This is a genomic window from Streptomyces sp. NPDC001220 (genome assembly GCF_053597895.1).
The window spans coordinates 342,917-368,656 of record NZ_JBSFJE010000004.1 but is presented as its reverse complement, the minus strand read 5'-3'; the positions used below and the strand labels follow the sequence as shown (position 1 = coordinate 368,656).

Here is a 25,740-nt window from a genome sequence, read left to right as displayed (position 1 = left end):
GGCCCACGAAGGGACGCCGGATCGTCAGCCCGTCGCGTCCACCAGCGCCAGTTCGTGCAGGCGCTCCGGTGGGCCCGGCCGGGCGTAGTACCAGCCCTGGGCCGTGTCGCAGCCCAGTATGCGGAGTTGCTCGGCCTGGGCGCCCGTCTCCACGCCCTCGACCGTGACCGCGAGGTCCAGGCTGTGGGCCAGGGAGACGATGCCCTCCACGATCTTGAGGTCGACCGGGTCCGCCGGGAACTGCTGCATGCTCTGGGTGAACGAGCGGTCCAGCTTGAGGATGCTCACCGGGAGGCGGCGCAGGTTGGCGAGGTTGGAGTAGCCCGTGCCGAAGTCGTCCAGGGCGATGTCGACACCCATCTCGGCGAGCCGGCGCAGCGGCTTGAGGAGATCGTCGTCGGCGCCGATCAGGGCCGACTCGGTGACCTCCAGGCAGAGGGCGTCGGGGGCCACTCCGGTCCGCTCCAGGATGTCCACCGTGTCCTGGACCAGGCCGGGGTGGGAGAGCTGGCACGGGGACAGGTTGACGTTGATCCGCAGCGGGCCGGCGCTGGTCTGCTCGCCGTAGCGTTCTCGCCATTCGCGGGCCTGGCGGATCGACTCCTCCAGGACCCAGCGGCCCAACGGGACGATGAGCCCGGTGTGTTCGGCGAGCGGGATGAACCGGTCGGGGCCGAGGACGCCGTGCTGCGGGTGCAGCCAGCGGACCAGGGCCTCGGCGCCCCGGACACTGCCGTCGCCGAGGTGGACCAGCGGCTGGTACTCGATGAAGAACTCGTTGCGGTCCAGGGCGGCGGGGAGCGCGGTGGTCAGGCCGTGCCGGGTGATGGCGCGGGCGTCGGCCTCCGGGTCGGCCAGCTCGAAGCGGTTGCCGCCCGCCGACTTGGCCCGGTACATCGTGATGTCGGCGCTGCGCAGCACCTCGGCCGGGGTGCGCTCGCCCGCCGGGCCCTCCACGATGCCGATGGAGCCCCGGACCATGAGTTCGCGGCCGTCGATGCTGATCGGGGTGATGAGGGCGTTCATGATGCGGTCGGCCAGGTCGTCGACCTCGCGTTGGGTGGCCGGTCCGGTGGTCAGCGCCACGAACTCGTCGCCGCCGAGCCGGGCGACCATCTCGCCGGGCGCGGTCGCGCAGGACTGCAGCCGGTCGGCGACCTCCACGAGCAGCCGGTCACCGGCCGAGTGGCCGAGGCTGTCGTTGATGGTCTTGAAGCCGTCCAGATCGAGGTAGCAGAGCCCGAAGCGCTGGCCCTCACCGGCGGCCAGGGCCTTCTCCAGGCGCTCGAAGAACAGCGTGCGGTTCGGAAGGCCGGTCAGCGCGTCGTGGGTGGCCTCGTAGCGCAGCCGCAGGTTGAGCAGCCGGCGCTCGGTGGTGTCCTCCATGAGGGCCAGCTGGTACTGCGGGTCGCCGTCCGCGTCCCGGAGCAGGGAGACGGTCAGGTTGGTCCACAGGACCGTTCCGTCGGAGCGGTTGAACGCCTTCTCGACGTGGTAGTGCTCGCGGTCGCCGCGGACCAGCTCCTCGTAGAGCCGCCAGGTCTGGGGCGCGTCCTCGGGATGCGCCCATTCCATGACCTTGCGGCCGCGCAGGGTCTGTTCGGAGCCGCCGAACATGCGCAGCAGCGCACCGTTGACCTGGAGGACGTTGCCCTCCAGGTCGGCGATGCCGATTCCTATCGCCGCTCCCTCGAAGACGGCGCGGAAGCGCGCCTCACTGGCGTGCAGCGCCTGCGCGACCACGCCCTGGGCCCGCAACGCGGCCTGCGCGATGGCCTCCTGCTCGGTCAGCGTGCGCTCGCGCAGCGCCTGGGCGAACCCGGCGGCCATCGCGTGCTGGATCCGCGAGGAACGCATCCGCAGCTCGTCCTGGGGGCCGTCCCCACCGCAGTACAGGGCCAGATAGGCGTCGACGCAGTCGAGGGTGCGGGTGAGCGCCTCGGGGTCGGTGCAGTGCGCGTCGATCAGCGCGGCCCCCACCTGCCGGGCCTCCTCCGCGTCGAAGCCGTGCGCCAGCAGCACCTCGCTCAACCGACGGGCCAGCGGGAGGAGTTGCTCCTCGAACTCCGGCCGGGTCAGGGACGTCGAGGTCACCGGGAACACCGCCCGGCTCCAGATCGTCGCGAACCGGCGCAGTCTGTCCTCCGGGCCGTCCGGCTCCGCGCTCACGCCGCGATCCCCACGCCGGCGAATCCGGAGAAGGCATACGGATCCTCGTCCTCCGGCGCCGACTCCGGCCGCCAGTGCGGCATCGGCACCAGTCCGGGTTCCACCATGTCGTACCCCTCGAAGAACCTTGCGATCTCGTCGCGCGAGCGCATGATGAGCGGGTTGCGAATGTCCTTGTATACGTCCACCGCGCTCTCGGCCCGCTCGGTTGACAGCGGGATTCCCTCGTACGAGGCATGCGTGAGGATCAACAGGCTGCCGGGCGCGAGTGTTTCGCGCAGCTGTGCCACTGTCCCGTACGGGTCGTCCGCGTCTTCCACGAAGTGCAGTATGGCAACGAGGAGCAGGGCCACTGGCCGATTCAGGTCGATGAGGCGCTCCACCTGAGGGCTCGACAGGATCTCCTGGGGCTTGCGGAGGTCCGCGGCGACCACGTCCGCCTCCTCGTTGCCCGCGAGCACCGCCTGGCTGTGGGCCACGGCCACCGGGTCGTGGTCGACGTACACCACCCGTGCGCCGGGGTGCGCCGCCTGCGCCACCTCGTGGACGTTGCCGAAGGTGGGGATGCCGGAGCCGATGTCCAGGAACTGCTCGATGCCGGCGCCTACGGCGTGACGGACCGCGCGGCGCATGAAGGCCCGATTGGCCTGCATGATCTTCGGCAGGCCCGGCAGGAACGTCATCGCCTTGCGGGCCGCTTCCCGGTCGACCTCGAAATTGTGCGAACCGCCCAGGTAGTAGTCGTAGATACGCGAAACGCTCGGCACCGAGATGTCGATGCTCCGTGGGGCCCAGGCGGGACGCTCCATGTATCTCTCCAAGGCTGAGACGATCCGGTGTTCGAGCAGAGGCTACTGATCGCCTGCGAACTGGGCGAGTAGAACCGGAAATTGACCGTCCGTTCCCGGTCACCACCTGGGAATTCGGTGTGCGCTTTGGGGGTGTTCGGGCAGTCCGTCGGATGCGGATGCGATGCAGAGCACATCTGTACGCGATGCGAAGCGCCTGCGGAGGAGATGCAGAACACACGAGCCCGCCCCCTCCGTGCGGTGCGGAGGGGGCGGGCGGTCGTGCGCCGTCGTTTCGCCGTCCGGGACTCTCGCCGGCCTCTGCCCTCCCTTCCGCGATACGCGAATGTGGACTTGGGCGGGGCGATCAACCCTGAGGCGGCGGTCCCTTACTTGCCCGGCGCGCCGACCAGCTTCCCTTCGGGCGAGACGGCGTACCAAGTGCCGCCGACGCCCTGGCCGTTGGTGTCCCCGGCCTTCGAGTCGCCGGAGAAGGTGTAGATGGGCCAGCAGTTGACCGTCATCTGCTTCTGGCCGTTGTCGGACCGGGTGAAGCCCATCAGGCCCTTCTTCGCGACGCCCTTGGTGTCGTCGGCGGCGACCTCCGCGACGGCCGGCCACTTCGCCAGGCAGTCACCGGTGCAGTTCGAGACGGACTTGGGCCACGCCTTGTCCTTGATGAAGCGGTAGACCGTCCTGCCGTTCTTGTCGACGACGATGTCACCGAGCTTGGCGTCCTTGCGGACGGACAGGCCGGGCAGGTCGGCCAGGGTGGCCTTCTTGCCGTCGGGGGCCGTCGCGAACCACTTGCCGCCCACGCCCTGGCCGTTCACGTCACCGGCGTTGACGTCCTTGGCATAGCGGTACACCGGCCAGCCGCCGACGGTCAGCTGCTTGGTGCCGTCGGTACGGGTGACCTCACCGAGCAGCGCCTTGTCGATGCCCTCACCGGCCGTGGCGTCGTCGGCGGGCACCGGCGGCCAGGTGGTGGCGCAGTCGCCGTCGCAGTTCGACTTGGGGGGATTGGCGGTGTCCGCGTCGAAACGGTAGAGGGTGAGGCCGCTGCCGTCGGTCAGCACCTTCCCGAGGTCGGGGTTGCTGGCAACGGTCAGCTTGCCCGCGGGGGCGACCACGGCCGGAGAGCTGGAAGCCTGGTTGCCGTCCGCGCCGTAACCGTTGCCCGCACCGGTGGAGGGGCTGGTCACACTGCCCACGCTGCCGACACCGGCCGGGGCCGTGGCACCCACGTTCTGCGCCGCCGAGGACGGAGTGGTCACGTTGTCCTGACCGCATCCCGTCGTCAGAACCAGCACTCCTGCGGCCGTGGCCACCAAAGAGGCGCTCCTCCAGGAGGTCTTCATCTTCAACTCCCCAATAATCGCCTGGATATTGCAGCGCCTGTGCGCCGCCGCACGCCACCAGGTACGGGCGCCGGGGGTCGAAGTGTTCAACGGCCGCACAAATTTCTTTCGGGACACTGTGCCCTCGGTGCGCGTCCCGCACGGACGTACGCTTCGAGCCAATCGACGGACCGTGCGATTCAAACCGGTTTACGCCACCTGTCCCCCGTTCGGGCCAATCCCTCCGCACTCCGGCGTGCGACGGCACTCGACGCCTCATGATCTCGGTCGTGCATGCACCCGAAGCGACCCGACTCGCGCCCGTCCCGAGGGTGTTGGCTCTGCTGACACTCACCTGGACCCTGCTGGGCTGCCCGGTCGGCACGGCGTCGGCCGACGCCTGCGCCTACGCCTCGACGGGCCCCGACGGCATTCACGCGGTGGCCGTCGCCGGCGGCTCCTGGCCCACTCCGCCGCCCTGCCCGCCTCCCACACCGCCGCCCTGCCCCACGCCGACACCCACGCCCACCCCCACTCCGACGCCCACACCGCCGCCGGAGCCGACCCCCACGCCCAAACCCAAGCCCACGCCGAAGCCCACCCCCAAGCCGCGGCCGAAGCCCGCCCCGCCGGCACCGCCGCCGCCACCCGCGCCGGCCCCGAAGCCCGCGCCCACCCCGCCACCGGCTCCCCGGCCCGAGCCGAGGCCGACGCCCACCCCGACCCCGACCCCGACGCCCAAGCCCACCCCGCGGCCCTCGCCGACGCCGGTGACCTACCCGCCGTACCGCATCCAGTCGACCGGCACGGCGGCCCCGAACCGCACCTCACCGGTCACCTACGTCCTGCTCATCGCCGTACCCGCCATCGTCGCCATCGCCGCGTTCCGCGCGCGCTGACGGCCGGCCCACTGATTTCTGGAGGCTTCCGTTGCCGGATTGGCTTGTTCTCGTCCTCGCGATGCTCGCGGCCTGTGCCGTGGTGGTCATCATCACCCTCGTCCGGCACAAGAGGGCGGCGGAGGACGAGGATCCCTCCGAGACGCCGGACGTCATCGAGTACATGACCATGTGGATCGGCGTCATCTACGCCATCGTCCTCGGTCTGGCGGTGGCCGGGGTGTGGGAGGCCCGCAGTGCCGCCCAGGACCATGTGCAGGCGGAGGCGCAGGCACTGCACGAGATCTACGAACGGGTGCGGGTGTACCCGCCCGACGCCCGTGACCGGATCCGGGCGGATGTCGACGCCTACGCCCGGCAGGTCGTCGACAAGGAGTGGAAGGAGATGGCCGACCACGGCCGTCTCACCCCGACCGGCGCGGATCTGCTCGCGAAGATCCGTCAGGACGTCACCGACTACCAGCCGAAGACCGACTTCCAGGCGCAGGCCTACCAGCCGCTGGTGGACCAGGTGGCCGCGCTCGACCAGTCGCGCAGCGCCCGGGCCGACTCGACCGGGGCGACCATGCCGAACGTGGTGTGGTTCGGGCTGCTGACCGGGGCCGTGGTCACCATCGGCATGGTCTTCGCGCTGCAGATCAGGCGCACCCGGCGCGAACTGATCCTGGCGGGGCTGTTCTCCGCGACCATCGCCTTCATGCTCTTCCTGATCTGGGACTTCGACGAACCGTACAGCCGGGGCATCACAGCGACGGCCCAGCCCTTCCTGAACCTCTTCCCGCACATCAAGGGGTAGAAGGACCCCGGACACCGGGGGACACCCGGGGGTCATCGCGCGGCGCCACGCCGCGGGTGTCCCCCGGCTGCCGTATCCGCGCCCCCCGGTCGGCCCCCAAGCTTCCCCCGGTCGTGCCCCCATGCTTCCCCCGGTCGTGCCCCACGGTTCCCCCGGTCGGCCCACCCGCTTCCCCCGTTCGCGCTACTGCGTTCGCGCGCGTGTGCGGATGTTCCTAGCGTTCCGATCATCGAGGTGCATTTCCGGCACGAGCGGAACAGATCCGCGGACAGCTCCTCGGGGACCGGAGGAACCACCATGCACGCAATACGCCTCGCCCCGGCCGCGCTGCTCGGCGTCGGGGCCCTCGTCCTGGGCGCTCCGGCCGCCCTCACGGACGACCAAGGCGACGGGGGCCGGGACAGCGGCCGGCAGACCTCCTTCGGCGTCCACGTCACGCCGTCCACCGTGTCGGCCGGCGGCCGGGTCAGCCTGCAGCTCAACCGCGACGAGAACTGCCGGGGCGCCGCCACGGTCACCTCGGACGCGTTCGACACGGTCCGGATCCCCGAGGGACGGGACTCGGTGGCGGCCACGGTCGACCGGGACGCGAGATCGCAGACGTCGTACCGGGTGACGTTCGACTGCGACGGGGCGAGGGGGTCGACCCAACTCAGCATCGCGGGCAGCCAGTCGACGGAACACGGCGACGGCGGCACGGGCGGCCGGTCCGAGGGGCGCACCGACGGACGCACGGACAGCCAGCCGGACGACCGCACCGACAGCCAGTCCGACAGCCACACCGGCGCACGCACCGACGCCCAGTCCGACGAACACACCGACAGCCAGTCCGACAGCCACACCGGCGCACACACCGACGCGCAGCCCGACGACCGTACGGACGGCGGTGCCGACAGCGGAGTCGACAGCGGAGTCGGCGGGCGTGAGGAACTCAACCCGCAGCCGCTCCCGCCCGATCGGGGTGTGCGGGCCGGTGCGGGCGGCAGCGTCGACGGGTTCGATCTCAAGGAGATCGGCCTCGGCGCCGCGCTCGTCGTGGGCTCGGTCGGCACGGCGTACCGCATCGCGCGCAGGCGGGCCGGTGAAGGCGGTGCCTGACCACCTCCCGGGCCGCCCGACCGCGCAGGCCCTTCGCCCCGGACCCGCGCGGAGCCGGGGCGAAGACGGCCCGCACGGATCAGAGCCGCTTCTCGTGCCGGCGGCGCAGCCAGAACCCGCAGCCGGCGAGGACGGCCGCGCCCACCAGCCCACCGCCGATCGCCATGTCGGCCGGGGTGGCCCCGCTGGAGACACTGCCGCCGAGGCCGCCCCTGACCCCGCCGAGCACATAGAACGCGTTCGGCCGGGTCAGGGTCCGCCCCCCGTTGCAGCGGACGGTCAGGTCGTAGGGGCCGGGGCGGGCGTCCCGGTCGATGGTGGCGACGCCGCGTGCCATGTCGCCGCCGAACGGGAACAGCGAGGTGGTCCGGAAGGCGCGGGAGCTCATGGAGCCGCTGCGGCAGCCGTTGACGGTGACGGTGAGGCGGGCGCCGCTCGTGATCGCCCTGGGCTGGGCGACGATGTTGCGCACCCCTTCTCCCCCGCAGTCGGAGCCGCCGTCGAACCGCTCGTCGTCCCCTCGGCCGCCGAAGCCGTCGTCGCCCCGCCCGCCGAAGCCGTCGTCGCCCCGCCCGTCGAACCCGTCGCCGCCCCGCCCGCCGAAGTCATTGCCGCCCCGCTCGCCGAACCCCTCACAGCCCCGCCCGCCGAAGTCATTGCCGCCCCGGCCGAAGCCGCCCCGGCCGGAGCCGCCCCGGCCGGAGCCGCCGCGGTCGAACCCGTTTCCGCCGAACCCACCGACGCCGTACCCGGGGACGACGACTCCGGGGACCGCCGCGATACCGGGAACGGCCCCCACTCCGACTCCGGGGGCGACACCGACGCCCGCCCCGGGGGCGACACCGGCCCCGGGGGCAACCCCCGTCCCACCGACGACCGGAGCCTGGGTGTTGGGCGGGCCGCCGGGGTTGCCCAGACCGTCGGCGACGGCCACCGGGGCGGCGGCGCCGAGAACGGCGACCACGGTGCACGCGGCCGCCAGCGCACGTGAGTTTCGCATCTCTTCCTCCGCGGAAGGCGCCCCGGGAACCGTCCCCGGTAGATCGGCGAGAAAGCACCTCCCGAATAGACCCTCAGATGCCTTGAACACGCCCGCATTTCGAGAATGGTCCGTCCTGGTGAGGGGACACGCCGAGCGAAAAGCACACAATCGGATATTGCCGCAGGTCACGGACCGTCAGAAAAAACCTGAGAACGGCAACTCGGATGGCGCACCGGAATGCGCGCGGGCCACCCGTTCGCCCGTCGACCCGTCGCCGCACGCGCGCGCGGGACTTAGCGTTTTCCCATGCGCGCTACGGACATGCGCGCCACGGACATCGCGGCGGCCGCGTCGAGAGGGGATGGCGAATGTCTGCGTCCGAACTTTCCGAGCTGGCCGAAGAGGAGGAACGGCGGCGTAAGCGTGCCCCCTGGGGCGTGATAGCGCTTGTGCTGCTGACCGGTCTGGCACTCATCCGCAACGGTTCGGGGGAGTTCGACGTCGGCCCGCCGCAGCCGGCCTCGGCCGCCGCCCCGGACAGCCGTAGCACGGTCCCGGACACCTTCGCCACCGCGCCGGCCTCGCTGCCGTACTCGGCGGCGAACCGGATCAGGATCCCCGCGATCCGGGTCGACGCGCCCGTGATGCCGGTGGGTCTGGACGCGGACGGCTGGGTCGCGGCACCGCCGCCGGACGACCCGAATCTGGCCGGCTGGTTCACCGGGGGCGTCTCGCCCGGCGAAAAGGGCACGTCCGTGATCGTCGGCCACGTCGACAACACGAAGGGGCCGGCGGTCTTCTACGGACTCGGTTCCCTGAAGAAGAGCAACCGGATCGAGATCGACCGCACCGACGGAAAGACCGCGGTGTTCGAGATCTACGGCATCGAGGTCTTCGCGAAAGCCGATTTCCCGGGCGACCGGGTCTACGGTTCCAAGGGAACACCGGAGTTGCGGGTCATCACCTGCGGCGGCGGTTTCTCGAAGCAGAACGGTTACGACGGGAACGTGGTGGTCTTCGCCCGCCTGGTCGAGGCCCGCTGAGGCGGACCCGGCCGGGCGGGCGAAAGCCCGTCGGCGGCGACGGGCCGGATCCGGTTCAGGTCCGGCGGCGCGGCACCGTCAAGTGGTAGCCGTTGTCCAGCAGATAGGGCAGGTATTCGCGCAGGGCCTTGACGCTCTGTGAGCGGTCGCCCCCGGCGTCGTGGGAGAGGACCACGACGCCCGGGGCCGCGCCCTTCTCGATCGTGTCGACGATGGTGCGGGTGCCCGGGGTGGTCCAGTCGGTGCTGTCGACGGTCCAGGCCATGGGCTCCATGCCCATCTCGGCGCCGAGTTGGAAGGCCGCGCGGTTCCAGGCGCCGTAGGGGGCGCGGAACCACTGCGGGCGCTCGCCGTAGGTGTCCTCGATGGCGTCGCTGGTGCTCTCCATCTCGTCGCGGATCTCACGGCGGTCCAAGGTGGTCAGCAACGGATGTGTCCAGGTGTGGTTGCCGACGACATGGCCCTCGGCGGCCATCCGCGCCACCAGCTCCCGGTTCTGGACGATGCACTCCCCGCACAGGAAGAACATCGCGCGCACGTCGTACTTGGCGAGGGTGTCCAGGATGTGCGGGGTGTAGGCCGGGTTGGGTCCGTCGTCGAAGGTGAGCATCATGTGCCGGCCGCTCCCGGAGATCCGCATGATGGGTTGCTTGCGGACCTTCAGCTTGCGCGGCTCGGTGGGCGGCGGACCGTATCCGGTGAGCGGCTGGAGCCGGAAGGCCGAGGACTTCAGCGCCTGGCGGGCCGGTGGTCCGGCGGCCGGGGCGACGGCGCCCGCCGCCTCCTCGCCGTCGCTCGCCAGCACGATTCCCGCCGTGCCCGCGGCGCCCAGAGCGGCGGCGCCGGCGAGCAGCAGCCGGCGTCGGGTGAACAACTGATCCTTCTGCATGACTCATCAGTCGCCCGGCCGGGCTGGGGCGCACCACTTAGACACCGGTGCGGCGGCGTGAAAACACCCGCACGGACCAGCGCGCGGGCGTTTCGGAAAGGAATGGTCAAGTACCCGGGACCGGACGCGTGTCCGGGCATCGGGGACCCCTCAGTGGCGGCGGACCAGCGGGAAGGGCAGCGTCTCACGGATCGTCAGGCCGGTGAGGAACATGACCAGCCGGTCGACGCCGATGCCGAGTCCGCCGGTGGGCGGCATCGCGTATTCGAGGGCGTCCAGGAAGTCCTCGTCGAGCTCCATCGCCTCGGGGTCCCCGCCGGCCGCGAGCAGCGACTGGGCGGTCAGCCGGCGGCGCTGTTCGACGGGGTCGGTGAGCTCGGAGTAGGCGGTGCCGAGTTCGGTGCCGAAGGCGACCAGGTCCCAGCGCTCGGCGAGCCGCGGGTCGGTGCGGTGCTGCCGGGTGAGCGGGGAGACGTCGGTCGGGAAGTCCTTGTAGAAGGTGGGCAGCCGGGTCCGCTCCTCCACCAGCCGCTCGTACATCTCCAGGACGACGTCCGCGGGCCCGTCGTCGGCGGTGTACGGCACCCCGGTCCGGTCGCAGTGCCGGTGCAGCCGCAGCAGTTCGGTGCCGGGGCCGATCTCCTCCCCCAGCGCCTCGGAGATCGCCCCGTACACGGTCTTGACGGGCCAGCTCCCCGAGATGTCGTACTCCCGCCCGTCCCTGCGGGCCACCGGGGAGCCGAAGGCGGCGGTCGCGGCGCCCTGGATCAGTTCGCGGGCGAGGTCGAGCATCACGTCGTAGTCGGCGTACGCCTGGTAGGCCTCCAGCATGGTGAACTCGGGGTTGTGCTTGTAGGAGACGCCCTCGTTGCGGAAGGTACGGCCGAGTTCGAAGACCTTCTCCATCCCGCCGACGCACAGCCGCTTCAGATACAGCTCGGGGGCGATCCGCAGACAGAGGTCGAGGTCGTAGGCGTTGATGTGGGTGGTGAAGGGGCGGGCGTTGGCGCCGCCGTGGATCTGCTGGAGCATCGGGGTCTCGACCTCCAGGTAGCCGCGGTCGAGGAGGCCCTGGCGGAGCGCCTGTACGGCGGAGGAGCGGGCGCGGACGACGGCGCGGGCGGCGGGGCTGGTGGCGAGGTCGAGGTAGCGGCGGCGGACCTTGGCCTCGGGGTCGGCCAGGCCCCGGTGCTTGTCGGGCAGGGGCCGCAGGCACTTGGCGGTGAGCTGCCAGTCGGTGACGAAGACGGTGGGGGCGCCCTTGTCGCTGAGGCCGGCCCGGCCGGTGGCGGTGATCTGGTCGCCGATGTCGGTGTCGGCGGTGAAGCGGGCCAGGGCGGCACCGGACCCGGCCCGGGTGAGGGCGAGTTGGCGGTCGCCGGACCAGTCGCGCAGCGTCACGAAGACGATGCCGCCGAAGTCGCGGACCAGCATGATCCGCCCGGCGACGGTGACCGTCTCACCGTCGCGGATGTCGGCGAGGGCCCGGGTGGGCCGTACGGTCGCCACCGGGTAGGGGTCGACGCCCGCGGCGCGCAGCCGGTCGAGCTTGCCGCGCCGGACCCGGAACTGGTCCGGCAGGCTCCGGTCCGGGGCACCGGACCCGGCCTCGTCCCCTCCGTCGAGACCGGGCACCGGCGAAGACCGCTGCTCCTCGACGGGGCGCGGTCCGGTCTTCGGGTGCCCCTTTCCCCAGAGTTTGCGCAGGGAGGGTACGGAGACGAAGCCTTCGGCGATTCCGGAGGCGAGGCCGATACGGGCGAGGGAGCCGGCCTCGCCGTAGCAGAGGAAGCGCGGGTACCACTCGGGGTGGTACTTGGCGTTGGAGCGGTACAGGGCCTCCAGCTGCCACCAGCGGGAGAAGAACAGCAGCAGCCGGCGCCACAGGCGCAGCACCGGTCCGGCGCCGATGCGGGCGCCCTCCTCGAAGACCGAGCGGAAGACGGCGAAGTTCAACGAGATGCGGCGGACGCCGAGTTTGGGGGCGGCCGCGCACAGGTCGGCGACCATGAACTCCATGACCCCGTTCGGGGCGGCGCGGTCACGGCGCATCAGGTCGAGGGAGACACCGTCGCCGCCCCAGGGCACGAAGGAGAGCAGGGCGAGCAGCCGGCCGTCCTCGGCGAGGGCCTCGACGAGCAGGCAGTCGCCGTCGGCGGGGTCGCCGAGCCGGTCCAGGGCCATGGAGAAGCCGCGCTCGGTCTCGGTGTCGCGCCAGGCGTCGGCCTTGTCGACGACCTCCTCCATCTCGGACTCGGTGAGGGTGGCATGGCGGCGCACCCGGGTGGTGGCGCCGGAACGCCGGACCCGGTTGACGGCCTGCCGGGTGACCCGCATCTCCCGGCCGCCGAGGTCGAAGTCGGCGACGTGCAGGATCGCCTCGTCGCCCAGTTGCAGGGCGCCGAGCCCGGCGCGGACGTAGGCCTTGGCGCCGCCCTCCGAGGCACCCATCACCGCGGGCACCCAGGCGTGCCGGCGGGCCACGTCCAGCCAGGCGGCGACGGCGTGCGGCCAGGCCTCCGGGTCCCCGACGGGGTCGCCGCTGGCCAGGCAGACGCCGGCTTCGACGCGGTAGGTGACGGCGGCCTTGCCGCTGGGCGAGAAGACCACGGCCTTGTCGCGCCGGGTGGCGAAGTAACCGAGGGAGTCCCGGTCGCCGTAGGCCTTGAGGAGGGCGCGGACACGGGTCTCCTCGTCGCCGTGCAGGGCCGCTTCCAGGCGCTGTGAACGGAACAGGGTGGCGGCGGCGTTGAGCAGGGCGAGGGCGCCGAAGAGACCGAGCAGGAAGGCCACGAACCGGGGCGGGCGGCCGCGGTAGCTCCCGCCGTCGACCAGGCCGCCGCAGACCCGGTCGGCGGCCCAGGCCAGGTGCTGGCCGTGCGGCAGCGAGCCGGGGAAGAGCGAGACCAGGCCCCAGCCGGCCAGGATCGCCACGACCAGGCCGACGAGGAGGACACCGAGGGCGCGCCGTACCGCGGCCCGGCGGGAGGCGGCGTAGAACTCCCCTCTGGCCACGATCAGGAGGGCGAGGGCGAGTCCGCAGACCAGCAGTGAGCTGAAGGAGTACCAGTCGAAGCCGAAGACGACGGTCAGGATGTCCGCCAGCACCAGCAGGCCGAGGTAGATCACCACCAGCCACCAGGCGACCTTCTTGCGGGCGGCGGTGGCGCCGCCGAGCAGGAACAGGAAGACGGCGTAGGCCAGGTTGGGGCTGACGGGCACCACGACGGCGTTGAGGAAGTGCACGACCGGCCGGAGCAGTGCGCGCAGCGGGGCGATGAAGGAGAGCAGGGCGCACAGCAGGGCCAGGGCGGCGAAGAAGGTCCCGAAGGCCTCGGGCACCCAGGTGAGCCGCCCGCCACGGGGCGGGCGCATCGGCCCCGCTGGCTCTCTGCCCGTGGCGGGCCGCACGACGGCACTCATGTTTCCGACTGTAGGAAGCGCCCGCCGGGCCCGCCCGTCGAGCCACCCGCGCCCGACGGGCGGCCGCGGGCCGGTGGGGGCTGGTCGCGCGGTTCCCCGCGCCCCTGAAGGGGCGCCATGTGCACGCCCTTGAAAGGGGCGCGGGGACCCGCGCGAGCAACCACCCGCGGCCCGCGCCCGTACGCCACGCGGCGGGCCGCCCCGGGCGCTCACCGGACCGGTGAATTCCGATAGCCTCGGACCGTGGCGGAACAACACCAGTTCGAGCGGGGCACGGACGGGCCAAAGGTCATCGTGGCCGGTGTGGACGGCTCGGACTCCTCGTGGCGCGCGGCGTCCTACGCAGCCGGTCTGGCCCGGCGGCAGCGCGCGCTGCTCGCCGTCGTGTACGTGCAGCCGGTCCTGGCGGCCGGCGCGGCGCTCGGGGCACCGGTGGCGGAGACGACCGACGAGATCGCGGAGGACCTGGTCGCCCAGATCCGGGACGCGGCCGAGCGGCTCAAGGGGATATTCGAGGTGCGCTGGGAGTTCCACACCTTCCGCGGTGACCCCTATGCCGGTCTGGTGAAGGCGGCCGACGAGCTGAAGGCGGACGCGGTCGTGGTGGGCGCCTCCGAGCAGGCCGGCCACCGGTTCATCGGCTCGGTGGCGATCCGTCTGGTGAAGGCGGGACGGTGGCCGGTGACGGTGGTGCCGTGACCGCCTTCCGGGGCTCCCCGAAGAGCAGGAGCGGGGTCGCGAGGAGCAGGACACCGGCCAGGGCGATCGCGGTGCGGGGGCCGGTGAGGCTCGCCAGCAGGCCCCAGAGTGCGGTGAGCGCCGCCGTCGTGGCCTTGCCGGTGATCGACCAGGCGGACAGGGTGCGGGCGACCCGGTCGTTCGGGGTGCACTCCAGACGGCGGGTGGCGTACACGGGGCTGTAGACGGCCGAGCAGCTGATCACCCCGAACTCCAGGACCATCACCAGCAGCAGACCGGGCAGCCCGGGTCGGACGAAGGCCAGCCCGAGGGGCCAGAGGGTACGCAGGGTGGCCGCGCCGCGCAGCACCCGCTGCTGCCCGTACCGGGCGGCCAGCGGGCGGGCCAGCCGGGAACCGAGGAGGCCGCCCAGGCAGGGCGCGGCGAAGGCGAGGCCGTACTGCCAGGGGGCGAAGCCGAGCGGGCCGAGCATGAGGACGGCCAGTGGTGGCGCGGCGACCATGATCATGGCGTTGGCCGCGAGGTTGTTGAAGAACAGCGGCCGCAGCTCCGGGCTGCCGAGGATGTGCCGCCAGCCGTCGAGGAGGTCGGTGGCGCGCAGGCGGTCCGTGCCGGTGCGCTCGGGCCTGGGCTCGCCGCCACCGACGGCCCGGATGCCGAGCGCCGACAGCAGAAAGCTGACGGCGTTGGCCACGACCGTGGTCACCGGGCCGAACACGCCGATCGCGGCACCGCCGAGCGGCGGTCCGAGGACCAGCGCGGTCCAGTTCGAGGACTCGAACCGGGCGTTCGCGGTGAGCAGCCGGTCGGCGGGGACGAGGCTCTTCAGGAAGGCGCCGGAAGCCGCGTTGAAGGTGATGTCGGCCGCCGCGACGAGCACCGAGACCAGCAGCAGCTGGCCGAGGCCCAGGCCGCCGAGCGCGTAGGCGGCGGGCACGGTGAGCAGCGCGGCGCACCGGACCAGGTCCATCGCCATCATCACCGGCCGCTTGCGCCGGAACTCCACCCACGGGCCGAGCGGCACGGCCGCCACCGCGCCCACGGCGGGCCCGGTCGCGGCGAGCAGCGCCACCTCGGCGGAGTCGGCGTGCAGCGCGATGACCGCGATCACCGAGAACGCGTCGAAGGCAAGGTAGGTGCCGACCGCACTCACCGAGTACGCGGCCCACAGCCACCCGAACCGCCGCCCCATGTACAACCTCCCGTTGACTCGGGACATGAAAACGTGCAGGTGTCCGCCGAATCAAACAACTCAGGGACCATCTGCCACAACCCGCGGTTGTACGGTGTCGGGGTGGACCTCAAAGCCGTACGCACCTTCGTCGCCGTCGCCGACTCGGGACAGTTCCAGGAGGCCGCCGCCGTGCTGGCGGTCACCCAGCAGGCGGTGTCCAAGCGGATCGCGGCGCTGGAGAAGGAGCTGGGGGTGCGGTTGTTCAGCCGAACCCCCCGGGGCGCCGATCTGACCGTGGACGGCCGGACCTTCCTGCCGCACGCCCGCGAGCTGCTGCTGGCCGAGGAGCGCGCGACCGCCTCCGTGCGGTCCGCGCGCCGCCCGCTGCGGGTCGACGTGGTCGGCGCGCGGCTCGCCCCGGCGGCGCTGCTGCGCGGCTTCCACGAGGCGCACCCGGAGATCGCCCTGGACGTCGTCACGCTCTTCGACGTGGACTCGGCACTCACCGCGCTGCGCTCCGGTGCGATCGACGCGTCCTTCCGGGCCGTCGCCATGCCCGGCCGGCCGCTGCCCAGGGGCGTCGAGGCGGCCCGGGTGTACGACGAGCCGGTCCAGCTGCTCACCGGCCCGGGGCATGCCCTGGCCGGCCGTCGCTCGGTCTCGCCCGGGGAGCTGGCCGGGCACCGGATCTGGATGCCGGGCATCGTGGACGGCACCGAGTGGGCCGCCTACTACGCCTCCCTCGCCGCCGAGTTCGGGCTCACCATCGACTCCTCGGGCCCCAACTTCAGCGGGGCGGTGCAGGACGCGCTGGCCGGCTCCGACACCCTGGCGACGCTGGTCAGCGAGGGGACCCGGCTGGTCTGGCCGGAAGGCCATGATCTGCGGCGGGTGCCGCTGGCCGACCCGACCCCCGTCTACCCGCACTCCCTGCTCTGGACGGCCGCCAACCCGCACCCGGCGCTGGTCGCCCTGCGCGCCCGTCTCACCGACGCCCGGCCGGCCCGCCCCGCGTCCCGGACCTGGGTGCCCGGCTGGGCCGAGAGCGTGCGTGGCGTCTTCCGTCCGTGACGCCCCTGAGCCATCATGATCCGCCGTCAGCCGTTCGCGATCGGCGAAGAGGTGAGGCACGTGGCCAAGCTCCGCATGGGTGAAGGAATTCTCCGTCGCAAACCCATCGAACACATCGAGGAGACGGAGGTCGGCGAGGGGCCCCAGCTCGACAGATCGCTCGGGCTGTGGCAGCTGACCGCGATCGGGGTGGGCGGCATCATCGGCGCGGGCATCTTCACCCTCGCCGGCACGGTCGCCAACGGCACGGCCGGTCCCGCCGTGCTGCTCTCCTTCCTGATCGCCGGGCTGGCGAGCGCCTGCGCCGCGCTGTCGTACGCGGAGTTCGCCGGGCTGATCCCGAAGGCGGGTTCGGCGTACACGTACGGCTATGCGGTGCTCGGCGAGTTCGCGGGCTGGTTCATCGGCTGGGACCTGCTCCTCGAGTACACGGCGATCGTGGCGGTGGTCGCGATCGGCATCTCCGGGTACTTCGGCTTCCTGGTCGAGGAGATGGGCGCGGACCTGCCGCGGTGGATGCTGGGCGCGCCCGGCACCGGCGCCGGCCACCGGGTCGACCTGTTCGCGGCGGTGCTCTGCCTGCTGATCGCCTACCTGCTCAACCTCGGCATCCGCAGCGCGGCCCGGTTCGAGACGGTCGTGGTGGTGCTCAAGGTGCTGGTGGTGCTGCTGGTGATCGGCGTCGGGGTGTTCCACATCAACTCGGCGAACTACCACCCCTTCTTCCCGTTCGGTGTCAGCGGGGCGTTCACGGGTGCGGCCACGGTGTTCTTCGCGGTCTTCGGGTACGACGCGATGTCGACGGCGGCCGAGGAGTCGAAGGACGCGCAGCGGCACATGCCGAAGGCGATCATCTACTCGCTGGCGATCTCCATGGTGCTGTACGTGGCGGCCTGTCTGGTCCTCACCGGCATGCAGAACTACAAGGACATCGACCCGGAGAGCGGCTTCTCGACCGCGTTCAAGGCGGTGGGGCTGAGCGGGCTCGCGGACGTGATCGCGGTGGGCGCGATCATCGGCATCCTCACCGTGATGTTCACCTTCATGCTCGGTGTGACCCGTGTGTGGTTCAGCATGTCCCGGGACGGGCTGCTGCCCTCCTGGTTCGCGAAGACGCACCCGACGCGGCACGTGCCGACCCGGGTGACCTGGATCGTGGGCGTGGCCTCGGCCCTGCTCGCCGGGTTCGTGCCGATCGGCGAGGCGGCCGAACTCACCAACATCGGCATCCTGCTGGCGTTCGTGGTGGTGTGCGTGGCGGTGATCGTGCTGCGCTACCGGCAGCCGGATCTGCCGCGCGGCTTCCGCACCCCGTGGATGCCGTTCGTGCCGGCGCTGGGCGTCGTCTTCTCGATCTGGCTGATCACGTTCCTGGCGTGGCAGACCTGGGTGCGGTTCGCGGTCTGGTTCGTGATCGGGTGCGTGATCTACTTCGGATACTCGTACAAGAGGTCCCGGCTGGCCGGGCGTTAGAGCGCGCGCAGGAAGCCGAGCAGGAGGTCGTTGAAGACGTCCGGCCGCTCCAGGTTCGGGTAGTGGTCGGCGCCTTCGACGATCTCGGCGCGACCGTCGGGGACCTCGCGGGCGAGGCGCTCGGCGGCGGCGAGCAGATCGGCGGGTTCCAGGGCGCCGTTGACCGTGAGGACCGGGGCGTCGATCTTCGGGACCCGGGGCCAGGAGTCGGTCACCCGCACATGCCAGTCGGTCTCGCCGGGCGTGTGCTTGGAGAGGGTGTGGCGGGCCATCTCGCGGAGCCGGCGCGGGATCTCCGGGTCGAGGGCGTCGAGCTCTCGGTGGGCACCCGCGGCGACCCGCAGGAAGGCGTCGAGCCAGCCCTCGATGTCACCGGCGCCCAGGGTGCGGGCGTACTCGGCCTGGAGTTCCCGGTGCCAGGGGTCCGTGTACCGGAAGTCGCCGGTGACCGCGCCGCAGGTGACCACCGCGCGGACCAGCTCGGGGTGTTCCAGCACCGTGTCGGTGGCGATCACCCCGCCCATCGACACGCCGACGAGGACGGCGGGCCCGGCGTCGAGGTGGCGCAGCAGTTCGGCGAGGTCGTCGGCCCAGCGGAACGGCCTGCTCGCGTTGGCGGAGGCGCCGTGACCGCGCACGTCGGGGGCGATCACCCGGTACTCGGCGGCCAGGGCCGGGATCTGGCCGGCCCAGAAGCGGTGGTCGACGGCTCCGGAGTGGAGCAGGACCACCGGGTCGCCGGAGCCGGTGTCGAGGTAGGCGAGGTCGCCGTCGGAGGACGGGAGGAAGCGGACGTCCGCAGCACCATTCATGACAACCAAGGTGTCACCTTCGGGGAGTTTTGACAACTGGGTTGTCATGATGACTTTGACACCCGAGGTGTCACCACGGCCCGGTGCATGATGGCCGGGTGAACGACATCGACAAGCCCCTCGCCCCCGACGAGCTGGGCGAGCGCATCACCGAGGTGTACGACCTCATCGGCCCGCTCTACCGGCGCGCCTTCCGCAAGATCGAGCTGGGCGAGCAGATCGAGGGAGCCTCCGTCGGCGTGCGCTCCGTGCTGGACCTGCTGCACCGGTTCGGGCCGATGACGGTGCCCCAGATGGGCCGGATCATGGCGCTGAGCCGGCAGTTCGTGCAGCGCACGGTGAACGAGGCGGTGGCACGCGGCTGGGCCGAGGTCACCCCCAACCCGGCGCACCAGCGCTCCTCCCTGATCCGGCTCACGGACGGGGGCCGGACCACGATCACCGCGATCCTCGCCCGCGAGCACGCGGTGAACCGGCAGGTCGGCGGCGGTCTGACCGACGCCGAGATCACGGCGTGCGTGAAGGTGCTGAAGGAGCTGCTGCGCACGTTCGACCACGTCGACGTGGACTGACCGCCGTCACTCCCCCATCACCAGCCCGTCCTTGGCGGCCCCGCGGCTGAGCACGGTGTCCCGGATGCCGTCGCGTACGGAGGTGAAGTCGGCGCCCTGGTCGATGGCCGCGTTGAGGTCCACGACCCGGCCGGCGTCGAGGTCGTACAGCTGGGGGATGAACTCCGCCCTGGCCACCTCCCAGCGGCCGCCGGGGCGGGCGGGCGGGGCGAAGGTGAAGCGGGCGAGGGTGGACTGGTTGCCGCGCGGGTCCTGGCGGCCCTGGCCGTTGTTCAGCTCTCCGGCGATCTGGTCGCCGAGGCTGTAGACGACCCAGGTGCCGTTGACCTTCTCGTACGCCTGCGGGATGTGCGCGTGGGTGCCGAGGATCAGGTCGATGTCGGGGCGGCCGCCGGTCCGGGCGGCGGTGAGCCGTTTGGCGAGGGTGAGCTGCTGCTGGTCGGGGGCGTCCTGGCCGTCGGTGCCCCAGTGCACGGAGAGGACGACCACGTCGGCGCCGGCCTGCCGGGCGGCGCGGGCGTCGGCGAGGATGCGGTTCTCGTCGAGGAGGTTGACCGCCCAGGGCTGCCCGGGCGGCAGGCTGTTGCCGTTGACGTCGAAGGTGTAGGAGAGCTGGGCGACCCGGGCGCGCCCCGCGTTGAGCAGCGTGACGGCGGCCGCCTCGGCCTGGGTGCGGGCGGTACCGGTGTGCCGCAGGCCCGTCCGGTCCAGGTCGGTGAGGGTGCGCTGGATCCCGTCCGCCCCGCCGTCGAGGGCGCGGTCGGAGGCGGTGGAGCAGCTGTCGTACCCGACGGCGGCGAGGCCCTCGGCAAGCTGCGGCGGGGAGGCGACACCGGCGGAGCCGGACTCCCCGTTCTCCGCGTCGGTCACGGCAGCCAGGTGACAGAGGGCCAGATCGGCGTGGGAGACCACGGGTTCGACGCCGGCCAGCATCGGGCGGAAGTCGTGGCCGTTGCCGCCCGCGTCGAGGTTCGCGTGGTCCAGCGCGGACTTCTGCGGCATGACGTCACCCGAGGCGACGAGGGTGAAGCCGCCGCCGGGTGCGGGCACGGTGGGTGCCGGCTGACCGGGCGGGGCGGCGTTCTCCTGCCGTACGTGGTTCTGGCAGGCGGCTGCGGTGGCGAGGAGGGCGGTCAGGGCCAGGGCCACCTGGCGTCTGCGATTGATCATCAGGAGCACCCCAGAGTCGCAAGCCTTGTCCGATTTACAGATCAATGGGTACGAAGCCGAGCCGGGTCGCAAACAACTCAGGCGCCCCGATTGACCCATCCGGGTCGGGTAAGAGGTGTGACGGACCGTTCGTCGCACCGTTCGCCGACGCGATCGACCGTCCGCCGCAGATCCCTGTGCGCCCCCTGTCCCCCGGCCCGGCCCTGCGATGCCATACGGCCATGACGGCCGGAACCACCCTTCCCGACGGGACGACGACCGCCGAGCACGAGCTCGCCGCACTCCAGCGCGAGCACGGCCGCCCGCTCTTCGCGCTGCTGCTCCGGCTCAGCGACGGCGACCGGCAACGGGCCGAGGACCTCGTGCAGGAGACCCTCGTACGCGCCTGGCAGCACCCCGAGGCGCTGCGCGCCGACGACTTCGACTCCGTCCTGCCCTGGCTCCTGACGGTCGGCCGACGGCTCGCCATCGACGCGCGCCGGGCCCGGCAGGCGCGGCCGCCCGAGGTGCACGACGCCGTCCTGGAGAACACCCGGGCCATCGGCGACCACGCCGAACGCGCCGCCGCGGCGCTGGACGTGCGGGAGGCTGTGAAGACTCTCACCCCGGAACACCGTGAAGTCCTGGTGCTGGTGTATTTCCAAGGGGCGAGTGTGGCGGAGGCCGCCGAGACCCTCGGCATTCCACCCGGTACCGTGAAGTCGCGGGCGTACTACGCGCTGCGCGCCCTGCGCCGGGTTCTGCCCGGTTATGCACCCGACCTGGGCTGAAACCGTAAGCCAGGTCAAACCTCGGTAAAGCGCCTTGCTGAGGACCATGTTTGAGCAATCAGCTGTCTTCATCCGTGTTCCGCACCGGGAGAGGGACGGACCCGGGGTCGGGGCCACGCGCGCGCACCGGAGGAAGGCAGGACGGGATGCTGCACAGAGGTCAAGAGAGCACGGACGGGGCCGGGAGCGGGGAACTGGCGGTCCCGATGGCCTGGTTGTATGCCGAGTACATCGCCGACGAGCTGCTGCGCACCGGCGATCTCATGCCGCCGACGTCCTTCGAGTTCCGGGCCGGCCGGGACGCGCTGGCGCTGACCATCTTCCTCTCCGACACGGACGGCGAACTGTCGGGCATCCGGGTCGTGTCCCAGTTGGAGAACTGGCTTTCGCTGACGGCGTACGACCAGCCGTGGCAGTACTGGGTGGGGCAACGTATGGCCGGGCTGGCCGCCGAGGCGGTCGAGTCGGGCGGGCCGTCACCCGACCTGGATCTGGCCACGGCGGCCTGGCGCTGGCTGGAGGAGACCGAGCTGCTCGCGCCCGACCTGGACGCGGTACCGGGCGGCGGCTCGGTGTTCGGCGAGGACGACGGGCCGAAGGTGTGGACCGCCGCCTGGCGGCTCGGTCTGCCCCTCGGACATCTCGCCATCCATCTTTTTTGAATCGGCACCAATCCGCGGGCCCGGCCGCTCCGAATCCGTTGATTACGATTCTGTACGTGCCTTGAGTGAAACGGCGGCCGACTGCGTACGGGTGGGGGCAAGGAGCAATGAGTAACCCCCACCCGCACTCACGGCACGAGGATTCGGCATGAGGTCCCTGGAAAGGCATCGCGACGTCGGCGCGTACGCGCTCGGCGTGCTGGACGAGGCGGAGGCCTTCCGCTTCGAGGACCATCTCATGGAGTGCCCCAGCTGCTCCGCGCACGTGACCGAGTTCGGCCCCGCGGCACGGCAGTTGATGCTGTACCGCCGGGCCACGCCGCGCTTCGTGCACCCCATGGCCCAGCCGGGCCCCCGGCTGCTGGACCGGCTGCTCGCCGAGGTCGCGAGCCGGCACCGGGCCAAACGACGCAAGCTGCTCTACGGCCTCGCCGCCTCGGTGGTGTTCGCGGTCGTCGGCCCCGGCATCGTGGCCTACGCCGGTCATGACGCCCCGCCGGCCGTCCGGGTCACCGCGGCCACCGACACGCAGTCGGGCGTGTGGGCACAGGTGAAGTCGCAGGACACCGATTCGGGCAGCACGATCGAGCTGCAGGTGAAGGACGCCGACGGGCCGCGCTCCTGCCGGCTGGTCGCGGTCGGCCGGGACGGCTCCGAGCAGATCGTGACCACCTGGGCCGAGCGGGACCACGACGACCGGGTGTCCACCATGACCGGCGGCTCCTCGATGCACCCCGACGAGATCGACCGCTACGAGGTGCGCAACGCCGACGGGCAGCGCCTGGTGACCCTGGACCCCAAGTGACCGCCGGTCACTTGAGCAGCCGGGACATCCGGCGGTCCGCGAGCGGCTTGCCGCCCGTCTGGCAGGTCGGGCAGTACTGCAGCGAGGAGTCGCTGAAGGAGACCTCGCGGATGGTGTCGCCGCAGACCGGGCAGGGCTCCCCGGTCCGGCCGTGGACACGCAGCCCGCTCTTCTTCTCCGACTTGAGCCGGCCCGCCGCCAGGCCGTGGGAGCGCTCCACCGCCTCGGTGAGGGTTCTGCGCAGCGCCTCGTACAGCCCGTGGACCTCCTCGGGCGTCAGGGACGCGGCCAGCTTGAACGGGGACATCTTCGCCGCGTGCAGGATCTCGTCGCTGTAGGCGTTGCCCACCCCGGCGATCAGGCTCTGGTCGCGCAGGGCGCCCTTGAGCTGCCGTCGCTCGTCCCCCAGCAGGGCGGCGAGCCGGGCCTCGTCGAAGCCGGCGGCGAGCGGGTCCGGACCGAGCCGCGCGATCCCGGGCACCTCCCCCGGGTCCCGGACGATGTACACGGCGAGCTTCTTCTGGGTGCCGGCCTCGGTGAGGTCGAAGCCCGCTCCGGTCTCCAGGGCCACCCGCAGGGCGAGCGGGCCCTTTCCGGGGCGGGGCGGTCCGTCCGGCAGCCGGTCCTTCCAGTGCAGCCAGCCCGCGCGGGCCAGATGGGTGATGAACCGCAGTCCGCCGTCGCCCTCGATGTCCAGGAACTTGCCGTGCCGGTGCACGGCGACGACCTCGCTGCCCTCGAAGGCGCCGAGGGGAGGGTCGTACGTCTTCAGGACGCTGATGGCGACCGGCAGGACGCGCACGACCTCGTGACCGACCAGGTTCTCGGTCAGGAAGTCCTTGAGCGCTTCGACCTCGGGCAGTTCGGGCATGCGTCCAGGGTGCCACCCGTGGCCCGGTGGGTCAGGCGGGCTCCGGCATCCGGAACTCGCACCAGACCGCCTTGCCGCCACCGCGCGCCTCCACGCCCCACACGTCGGTGATCTCGTCGACCAGCAGCAGGCCCCGCCCGGACACCCCGTCCTCGCCCGCCTCGCGCCGGCGTGGCAGGGCGCTGGAGGAGTCCTCGACCTCGACGCGGAGCCGGCGGTCGCCGCCGCCCAGGACCCTGAGGGTGACGATGGCGGAGCCCTCGGTGTGCATCAGCGCGTTGGTGATCAGTTCGTCGGCGACCAGCTCGATCTCGTCGGCGCGGTCCCCGGCGCCCCAGGCCCGGACGGCGGCCCGGATCATGTGCCGGGCCAGGGTGAGCGCCTCGGGGTCGCCGGAGGCCACGTGCTGCTGGAGGCGGCCGACGGCCTGCGCGGTGTCCGGGCCGCGGCGGCGCAGCAGGAGCAGGGCCACGTCGTCGTCGCCGCCCCGGTCCTCGGCGACCGCGATCAGCCGGTCGGCGAGCCTGCGCACGTCCTCCGGCCCCTCGGTGACCTGCCGGATGAGCGACCGCATCCCGTCGCCCAGGTCGGTGCCCGGCTGCTCGACCAGCCCGTCGGTGCACAGCAGCAGCGTCTCGCCGGCGTCGAGTTCCAGGGTGGACACCGGGTATTCGAGGCTCTTGAACTCGGCGGACAGGCCGAGCGGCAGCCCGCCCTCCACGGGGGCCCGGCGGCAGCTGCCGTCGGCACCGCGGATCAGCGGGTCGATGTGCCCGGCGCGGACCACCTGGACGACGCCGGTGGACAGGTCGGCCTCGGCGTACAGGCAGGTGGCGAAGCGGTCGGTGTCGAGTTCGTCCAGGAAGACCGAGGCGCGGGCCATCACGGCGGCCGGGGCATGGCCCTCGGCGGCGTAGGCGCGCAGGACGATCCGCAGCTGGCCCATGACGGCCGCCGCGTGCGTGTCGTGCCCCTGGACGTCCCCGATGACCGCGCCGACCCGGCCGCCGGGCAGCGGGATCAGGTCGTACCAGTCGCCGCCGATGTCCGGGCCGAGGGCGCCCCCGGCGGACGCGGAGCGGTAGCGGACGGCGATGTCGGCGCCGCGCACGCTGGGGATGGTGCGCGGCAGCATCGCCTGCTGGAGGCTCTGGGCGAGGTCCTTCTCCTGCTCGTAGAGCATGGCCCGTTGCAGGCTCTGCGCGATGCTGCTGCCGAGGGCGACCAGGACGGCGCGTTCCTCGGCGGAGAAGCCGAGCCGGTCGTTGTAGAGCAGGCCCATGGCACCGATCGGACGGGCCTGGGCGATGAGGGGGAGATAGGCGGCCGAGGTGATGTGCAGGTCGGTGATGTGCGGCCACAGTATCGGGTAGCCCTCGGCGAACTCCTCCGGTGACTCGATGAACCGCGGGCTGAGAGTCCGCACCACCTCGCCCATCGGGTAGGGCTCGTCTATCCGGGTGATCCGGGTGCCGGGCACGAAGCTGCCCGCCGGCCCCTCGGCGACCAGCCGGATCCGGCCGGCCTCGACCAGTCCCATCACCAGGCTGGTCGCGCCCAGGTTGGGGATGCCCTTGGTGTCCTTGAGGGCGTCGATGACGTCCTGGACGCTGCGGGCGTGCGCGAGGGCCGCGGTGACCACCTGGACGACGCCGGTCTGCTGGCGCAGTGCCTGGTCCTTGGCGGCCCGCAGGCTGCGCACCTCGCTGTCCTCCAGCTCCTGGGTGGCGTCCCGGACCACGCCGACGACCCGGCGCGGGCGGCCGGTCTCGTCACGCCGGATGTAGCCCTGGGTGTGGGTCCAGCGGGGGGTGCCGTCGCGCCGGCGGATGCGGAAGTACGCCCCGTAGTTCTCGCTGCCGTCCTTGATGGCCTGGGACACCACCGCGTCCAGCCGGATGCCCTCCGTCAGGGGTACCCGGACGGCGAGGCTCTCGGGGTGACCGTCGTACTCCTCGGGGGTCAGGTCGAACACCTCGTACGCCTGGGCGTCCATGTGGAACAGACCGGCGTCCAGGTCCCAGTCGAAGGTGCCCAGGCGGTTGAGCGCCAGGATCGGGTGGTCCGGGTGGGCGGGCCAGTCGTCCGGGAGAGACGGAGCGCTCGCTCCCCGATCAGCCATGGGGCCACCTTGCCAGGGGAACCCCGGCCGGGCAATTTATCCAATATTGACCACTTCACCCGCTCGGGTTACGTGACCGGGCCGACGCGGTACACAGGGTGACGGGCCCTTT

General features: G+C 71.9%; 22 protein-coding genes. 11 read left to right on the top strand and 11 right to left on the bottom strand.

Features of this window, described 5'->3' with window-relative positions; all coding sequences use genetic code 11:
* Positions 1 to 24 precede the first annotated feature (24 nt).
* From ACWDGI_RS12285 to ACWDGI_RS12275, 3 genes are all read right to left on the bottom strand, one after another.
* Positions 25 to 2,169, bottom strand: coding sequence for a putative bifunctional diguanylate cyclase/phosphodiesterase (locus tag ACWDGI_RS12285; protein WP_450758051.1), 2,145 nt, complete (start codon positions 2,167 to 2,169; stop codon positions 25 to 27).
* The gene (locus tag ACWDGI_RS12280) at positions 2,166 to 2,978 is read right to left on the bottom strand and encodes an SAM-dependent methyltransferase (RefSeq protein WP_450758049.1); all 813 of its coding nucleotides are present in this window, start codon (positions 2,976 to 2,978) and stop codon (positions 2,166 to 2,168) included. Before ACWDGI_RS12280 ends, ACWDGI_RS12285 begins: the two co-directional genes overlap by 4 nt.
* Before the next feature lie 368 nt (positions 2,979 to 3,346).
* A complete protein-coding gene (locus tag ACWDGI_RS12275) occupies positions 3,347 to 4,318 on the bottom strand; it encodes an SCO0930 family lipoprotein (protein ID WP_450758047.1) in 972 nt (323 codons plus the stop codon).
* 269 nt (positions 4,319 to 4,587) lie between these two features.
* Between ACWDGI_RS12275 and ACWDGI_RS12270 the strand changes: the two genes are divergently transcribed.
* From ACWDGI_RS12270 to ACWDGI_RS12260, 3 genes are all read left to right on the top strand, one after another.
* Positions 4,588 to 5,196, top strand: a complete 609-nt coding sequence (locus ACWDGI_RS12270) for a hypothetical protein (protein WP_450758045.1) — start codon at positions 4,588 to 4,590, stop codon at positions 5,194 to 5,196.
* A 31-nt stretch (positions 5,197 to 5,227) separates the two neighbouring features.
* The gene (locus tag ACWDGI_RS12265; protein WP_450758044.1) at positions 5,228 to 5,992 is read left to right on the top strand and encodes a bestrophin-like domain; all 765 of its coding nucleotides are present in this window, start codon (positions 5,228 to 5,230) and stop codon (positions 5,990 to 5,992) included.
* 297 nt (positions 5,993 to 6,289) lie between these two features.
* On the top strand, positions 6,290 to 7,090 hold the full coding sequence (locus ACWDGI_RS12260; RefSeq protein WP_450758042.1) for a hypothetical protein: 801 nt from the start codon (positions 6,290 to 6,292) through the stop codon (positions 7,088 to 7,090).
* A 79-nt stretch (positions 7,091 to 7,169) separates the two neighbouring features.
* Here the strand turns inward: ACWDGI_RS12260 and ACWDGI_RS12255 are convergent, their stop codons facing one another.
* Positions 7,170 to 8,090, bottom strand: coding sequence for a hypothetical protein (locus tag ACWDGI_RS12255; RefSeq protein ID WP_450758040.1), 921 nt, complete (start codon positions 8,088 to 8,090; stop codon positions 7,170 to 7,172).
* Between the two features lie 350 nt (positions 8,091 to 8,440).
* Between ACWDGI_RS12255 and ACWDGI_RS12250 the strand changes: the two genes are divergently transcribed.
* Positions 8,441 to 9,115, top strand: coding sequence for a class F sortase (locus ACWDGI_RS12250; RefSeq protein ID WP_450758038.1), 675 nt, complete (start codon positions 8,441 to 8,443; stop codon positions 9,113 to 9,115).
* A gap of 55 nt (positions 9,116 to 9,170) precedes the next feature.
* Here ACWDGI_RS12250 and ACWDGI_RS12245 read toward each other — a convergent pair whose 3' ends face one another.
* Positions 9,171 to 10,004, bottom strand: coding sequence for a polysaccharide deacetylase family protein (locus ACWDGI_RS12245; protein WP_450758036.1), 834 nt, complete (start codon positions 10,002 to 10,004; stop codon positions 9,171 to 9,173).
* A gap of 150 nt (positions 10,005 to 10,154) precedes the next feature.
* On the bottom strand, positions 10,155 to 13,427 hold the full coding sequence (gene lysX, locus ACWDGI_RS12240) for a bifunctional lysylphosphatidylglycerol synthetase/lysine--tRNA ligase LysX (RefSeq protein ID WP_450758034.1): 3,273 nt from the start codon (positions 13,425 to 13,427) through the stop codon (positions 10,155 to 10,157).
* Positions 13,428 to 13,670: 243 nt separating this feature from the next.
* On the opposite strand from lysX, the gene ACWDGI_RS12235 reads away from it, so the two are divergent.
* Positions 13,671 to 14,126, top strand: coding sequence for a universal stress protein (locus ACWDGI_RS12235; RefSeq protein WP_450758032.1), 456 nt, complete (start codon positions 13,671 to 13,673; stop codon positions 14,124 to 14,126).
* Here the strand turns inward: ACWDGI_RS12235 and ACWDGI_RS12230 are convergent.
* The gene (locus ACWDGI_RS12230; protein WP_450758030.1) at positions 14,062 to 15,318 is read right to left on the bottom strand and encodes an MFS transporter; all 1,257 of its coding nucleotides are present in this window, start codon (positions 15,316 to 15,318) and stop codon (positions 14,062 to 14,064) included. The genes ACWDGI_RS12235 and ACWDGI_RS12230 overlap by 65 nt on opposite strands.
* Before the next feature lie 102 nt (positions 15,319 to 15,420).
* On the opposite strand from ACWDGI_RS12230, the gene ACWDGI_RS12225 reads away from it, so the two are divergent.
* Together ACWDGI_RS12225 and ACWDGI_RS12220 are read left to right on the top strand one after the other, a co-directional pair.
* Positions 15,421 to 16,371 carry a LysR family transcriptional regulator gene (locus ACWDGI_RS12225; RefSeq protein ID WP_450758028.1) on the top strand — a complete coding sequence of 317 codons (951 nt, stop codon included), beginning with the start codon at positions 15,421 to 15,423 and terminating at the stop codon, positions 16,369 to 16,371.
* A 60-nt stretch (positions 16,372 to 16,431) separates the two neighbouring features.
* Positions 16,432 to 17,844 (top strand): amino acid permease, encoded by a 1,413-nt coding sequence (locus ACWDGI_RS12220; RefSeq protein WP_450758026.1) that lies wholly within the window; start codon positions 16,432 to 16,434, stop codon positions 17,842 to 17,844.
* Here the strand turns inward: ACWDGI_RS12220 and ACWDGI_RS12215 are convergent.
* Positions 17,841 to 18,656 (bottom strand): alpha/beta fold hydrolase, encoded by an 816-nt coding sequence (locus ACWDGI_RS12215; protein ID WP_450758024.1) that lies wholly within the window; start codon positions 18,654 to 18,656, stop codon positions 17,841 to 17,843. The two genes, ACWDGI_RS12220 and ACWDGI_RS12215, sit on opposite strands and share 4 nt — an antisense overlap.
* 98 nt (positions 18,657 to 18,754) lie before the next feature.
* Between ACWDGI_RS12215 and ACWDGI_RS12210 the strand changes: the two genes are divergently transcribed.
* The gene (locus ACWDGI_RS12210) at positions 18,755 to 19,228 is read left to right on the top strand and encodes a MarR family winged helix-turn-helix transcriptional regulator (RefSeq protein ID WP_450758022.1); all 474 of its coding nucleotides are present in this window, start codon (positions 18,755 to 18,757) and stop codon (positions 19,226 to 19,228) included.
* 6 nt (positions 19,229 to 19,234) lie between these two features.
* Here the strand turns inward: ACWDGI_RS12210 and ACWDGI_RS12205 are convergent, their stop codons facing one another.
* A complete protein-coding gene (locus ACWDGI_RS12205) occupies positions 19,235 to 20,398 on the bottom strand; it encodes a CapA family protein (RefSeq protein WP_450758020.1) in 1,164 nt (387 codons plus the stop codon).
* A 221-nt stretch (positions 20,399 to 20,619) separates the two neighbouring features.
* On the opposite strand from ACWDGI_RS12205, the gene ACWDGI_RS12200 reads away from it, so the two are divergent.
* The 3 genes from ACWDGI_RS12200 (at position 20,620) to ACWDGI_RS12190 (ending at position 22,635) form a co-directional block, all read left to right on the top strand.
* Entirely contained in the window at positions 20,620 to 21,168 is a 549-nt protein-coding gene (locus ACWDGI_RS12200; RefSeq protein ID WP_450758018.1) for a sigma-70 family RNA polymerase sigma factor, read from the top strand.
* Between the two features lie 146 nt (positions 21,169 to 21,314).
* Positions 21,315 to 21,830, top strand: a complete 516-nt coding sequence (locus tag ACWDGI_RS12195; RefSeq protein WP_450758016.1) for a hypothetical protein — start codon at positions 21,315 to 21,317, stop codon at positions 21,828 to 21,830.
* A 148-nt stretch (positions 21,831 to 21,978) separates the two neighbouring features.
* Positions 21,979 to 22,635, top strand: a complete 657-nt coding sequence (locus ACWDGI_RS12190) for a zf-HC2 domain-containing protein (RefSeq protein WP_450758014.1) — start codon at positions 21,979 to 21,981, stop codon at positions 22,633 to 22,635.
* Positions 22,636 to 22,642: 7 nt separating this feature from the next.
* Here ACWDGI_RS12190 and ACWDGI_RS12185 read toward each other — a convergent pair whose 3' ends face one another.
* Together ACWDGI_RS12185 and ACWDGI_RS12180 are read right to left on the bottom strand one after the other, a co-directional pair.
* Positions 22,643 to 23,506 carry an Fpg/Nei family DNA glycosylase gene (locus ACWDGI_RS12185; protein WP_450758012.1) on the bottom strand — a complete coding sequence of 288 codons (864 nt, stop codon included), beginning with the start codon at positions 23,504 to 23,506 and terminating at the stop codon, positions 22,643 to 22,645.
* Between the two features lie 31 nt (positions 23,507 to 23,537).
* Positions 23,538 to 25,628, bottom strand: a complete 2,091-nt coding sequence (locus ACWDGI_RS12180) for a SpoIIE family protein phosphatase (RefSeq protein WP_450758010.1) — start codon at positions 25,626 to 25,628, stop codon at positions 23,538 to 23,540.
* Positions 25,629 to 25,740: the final 112 nt, after the last annotated feature.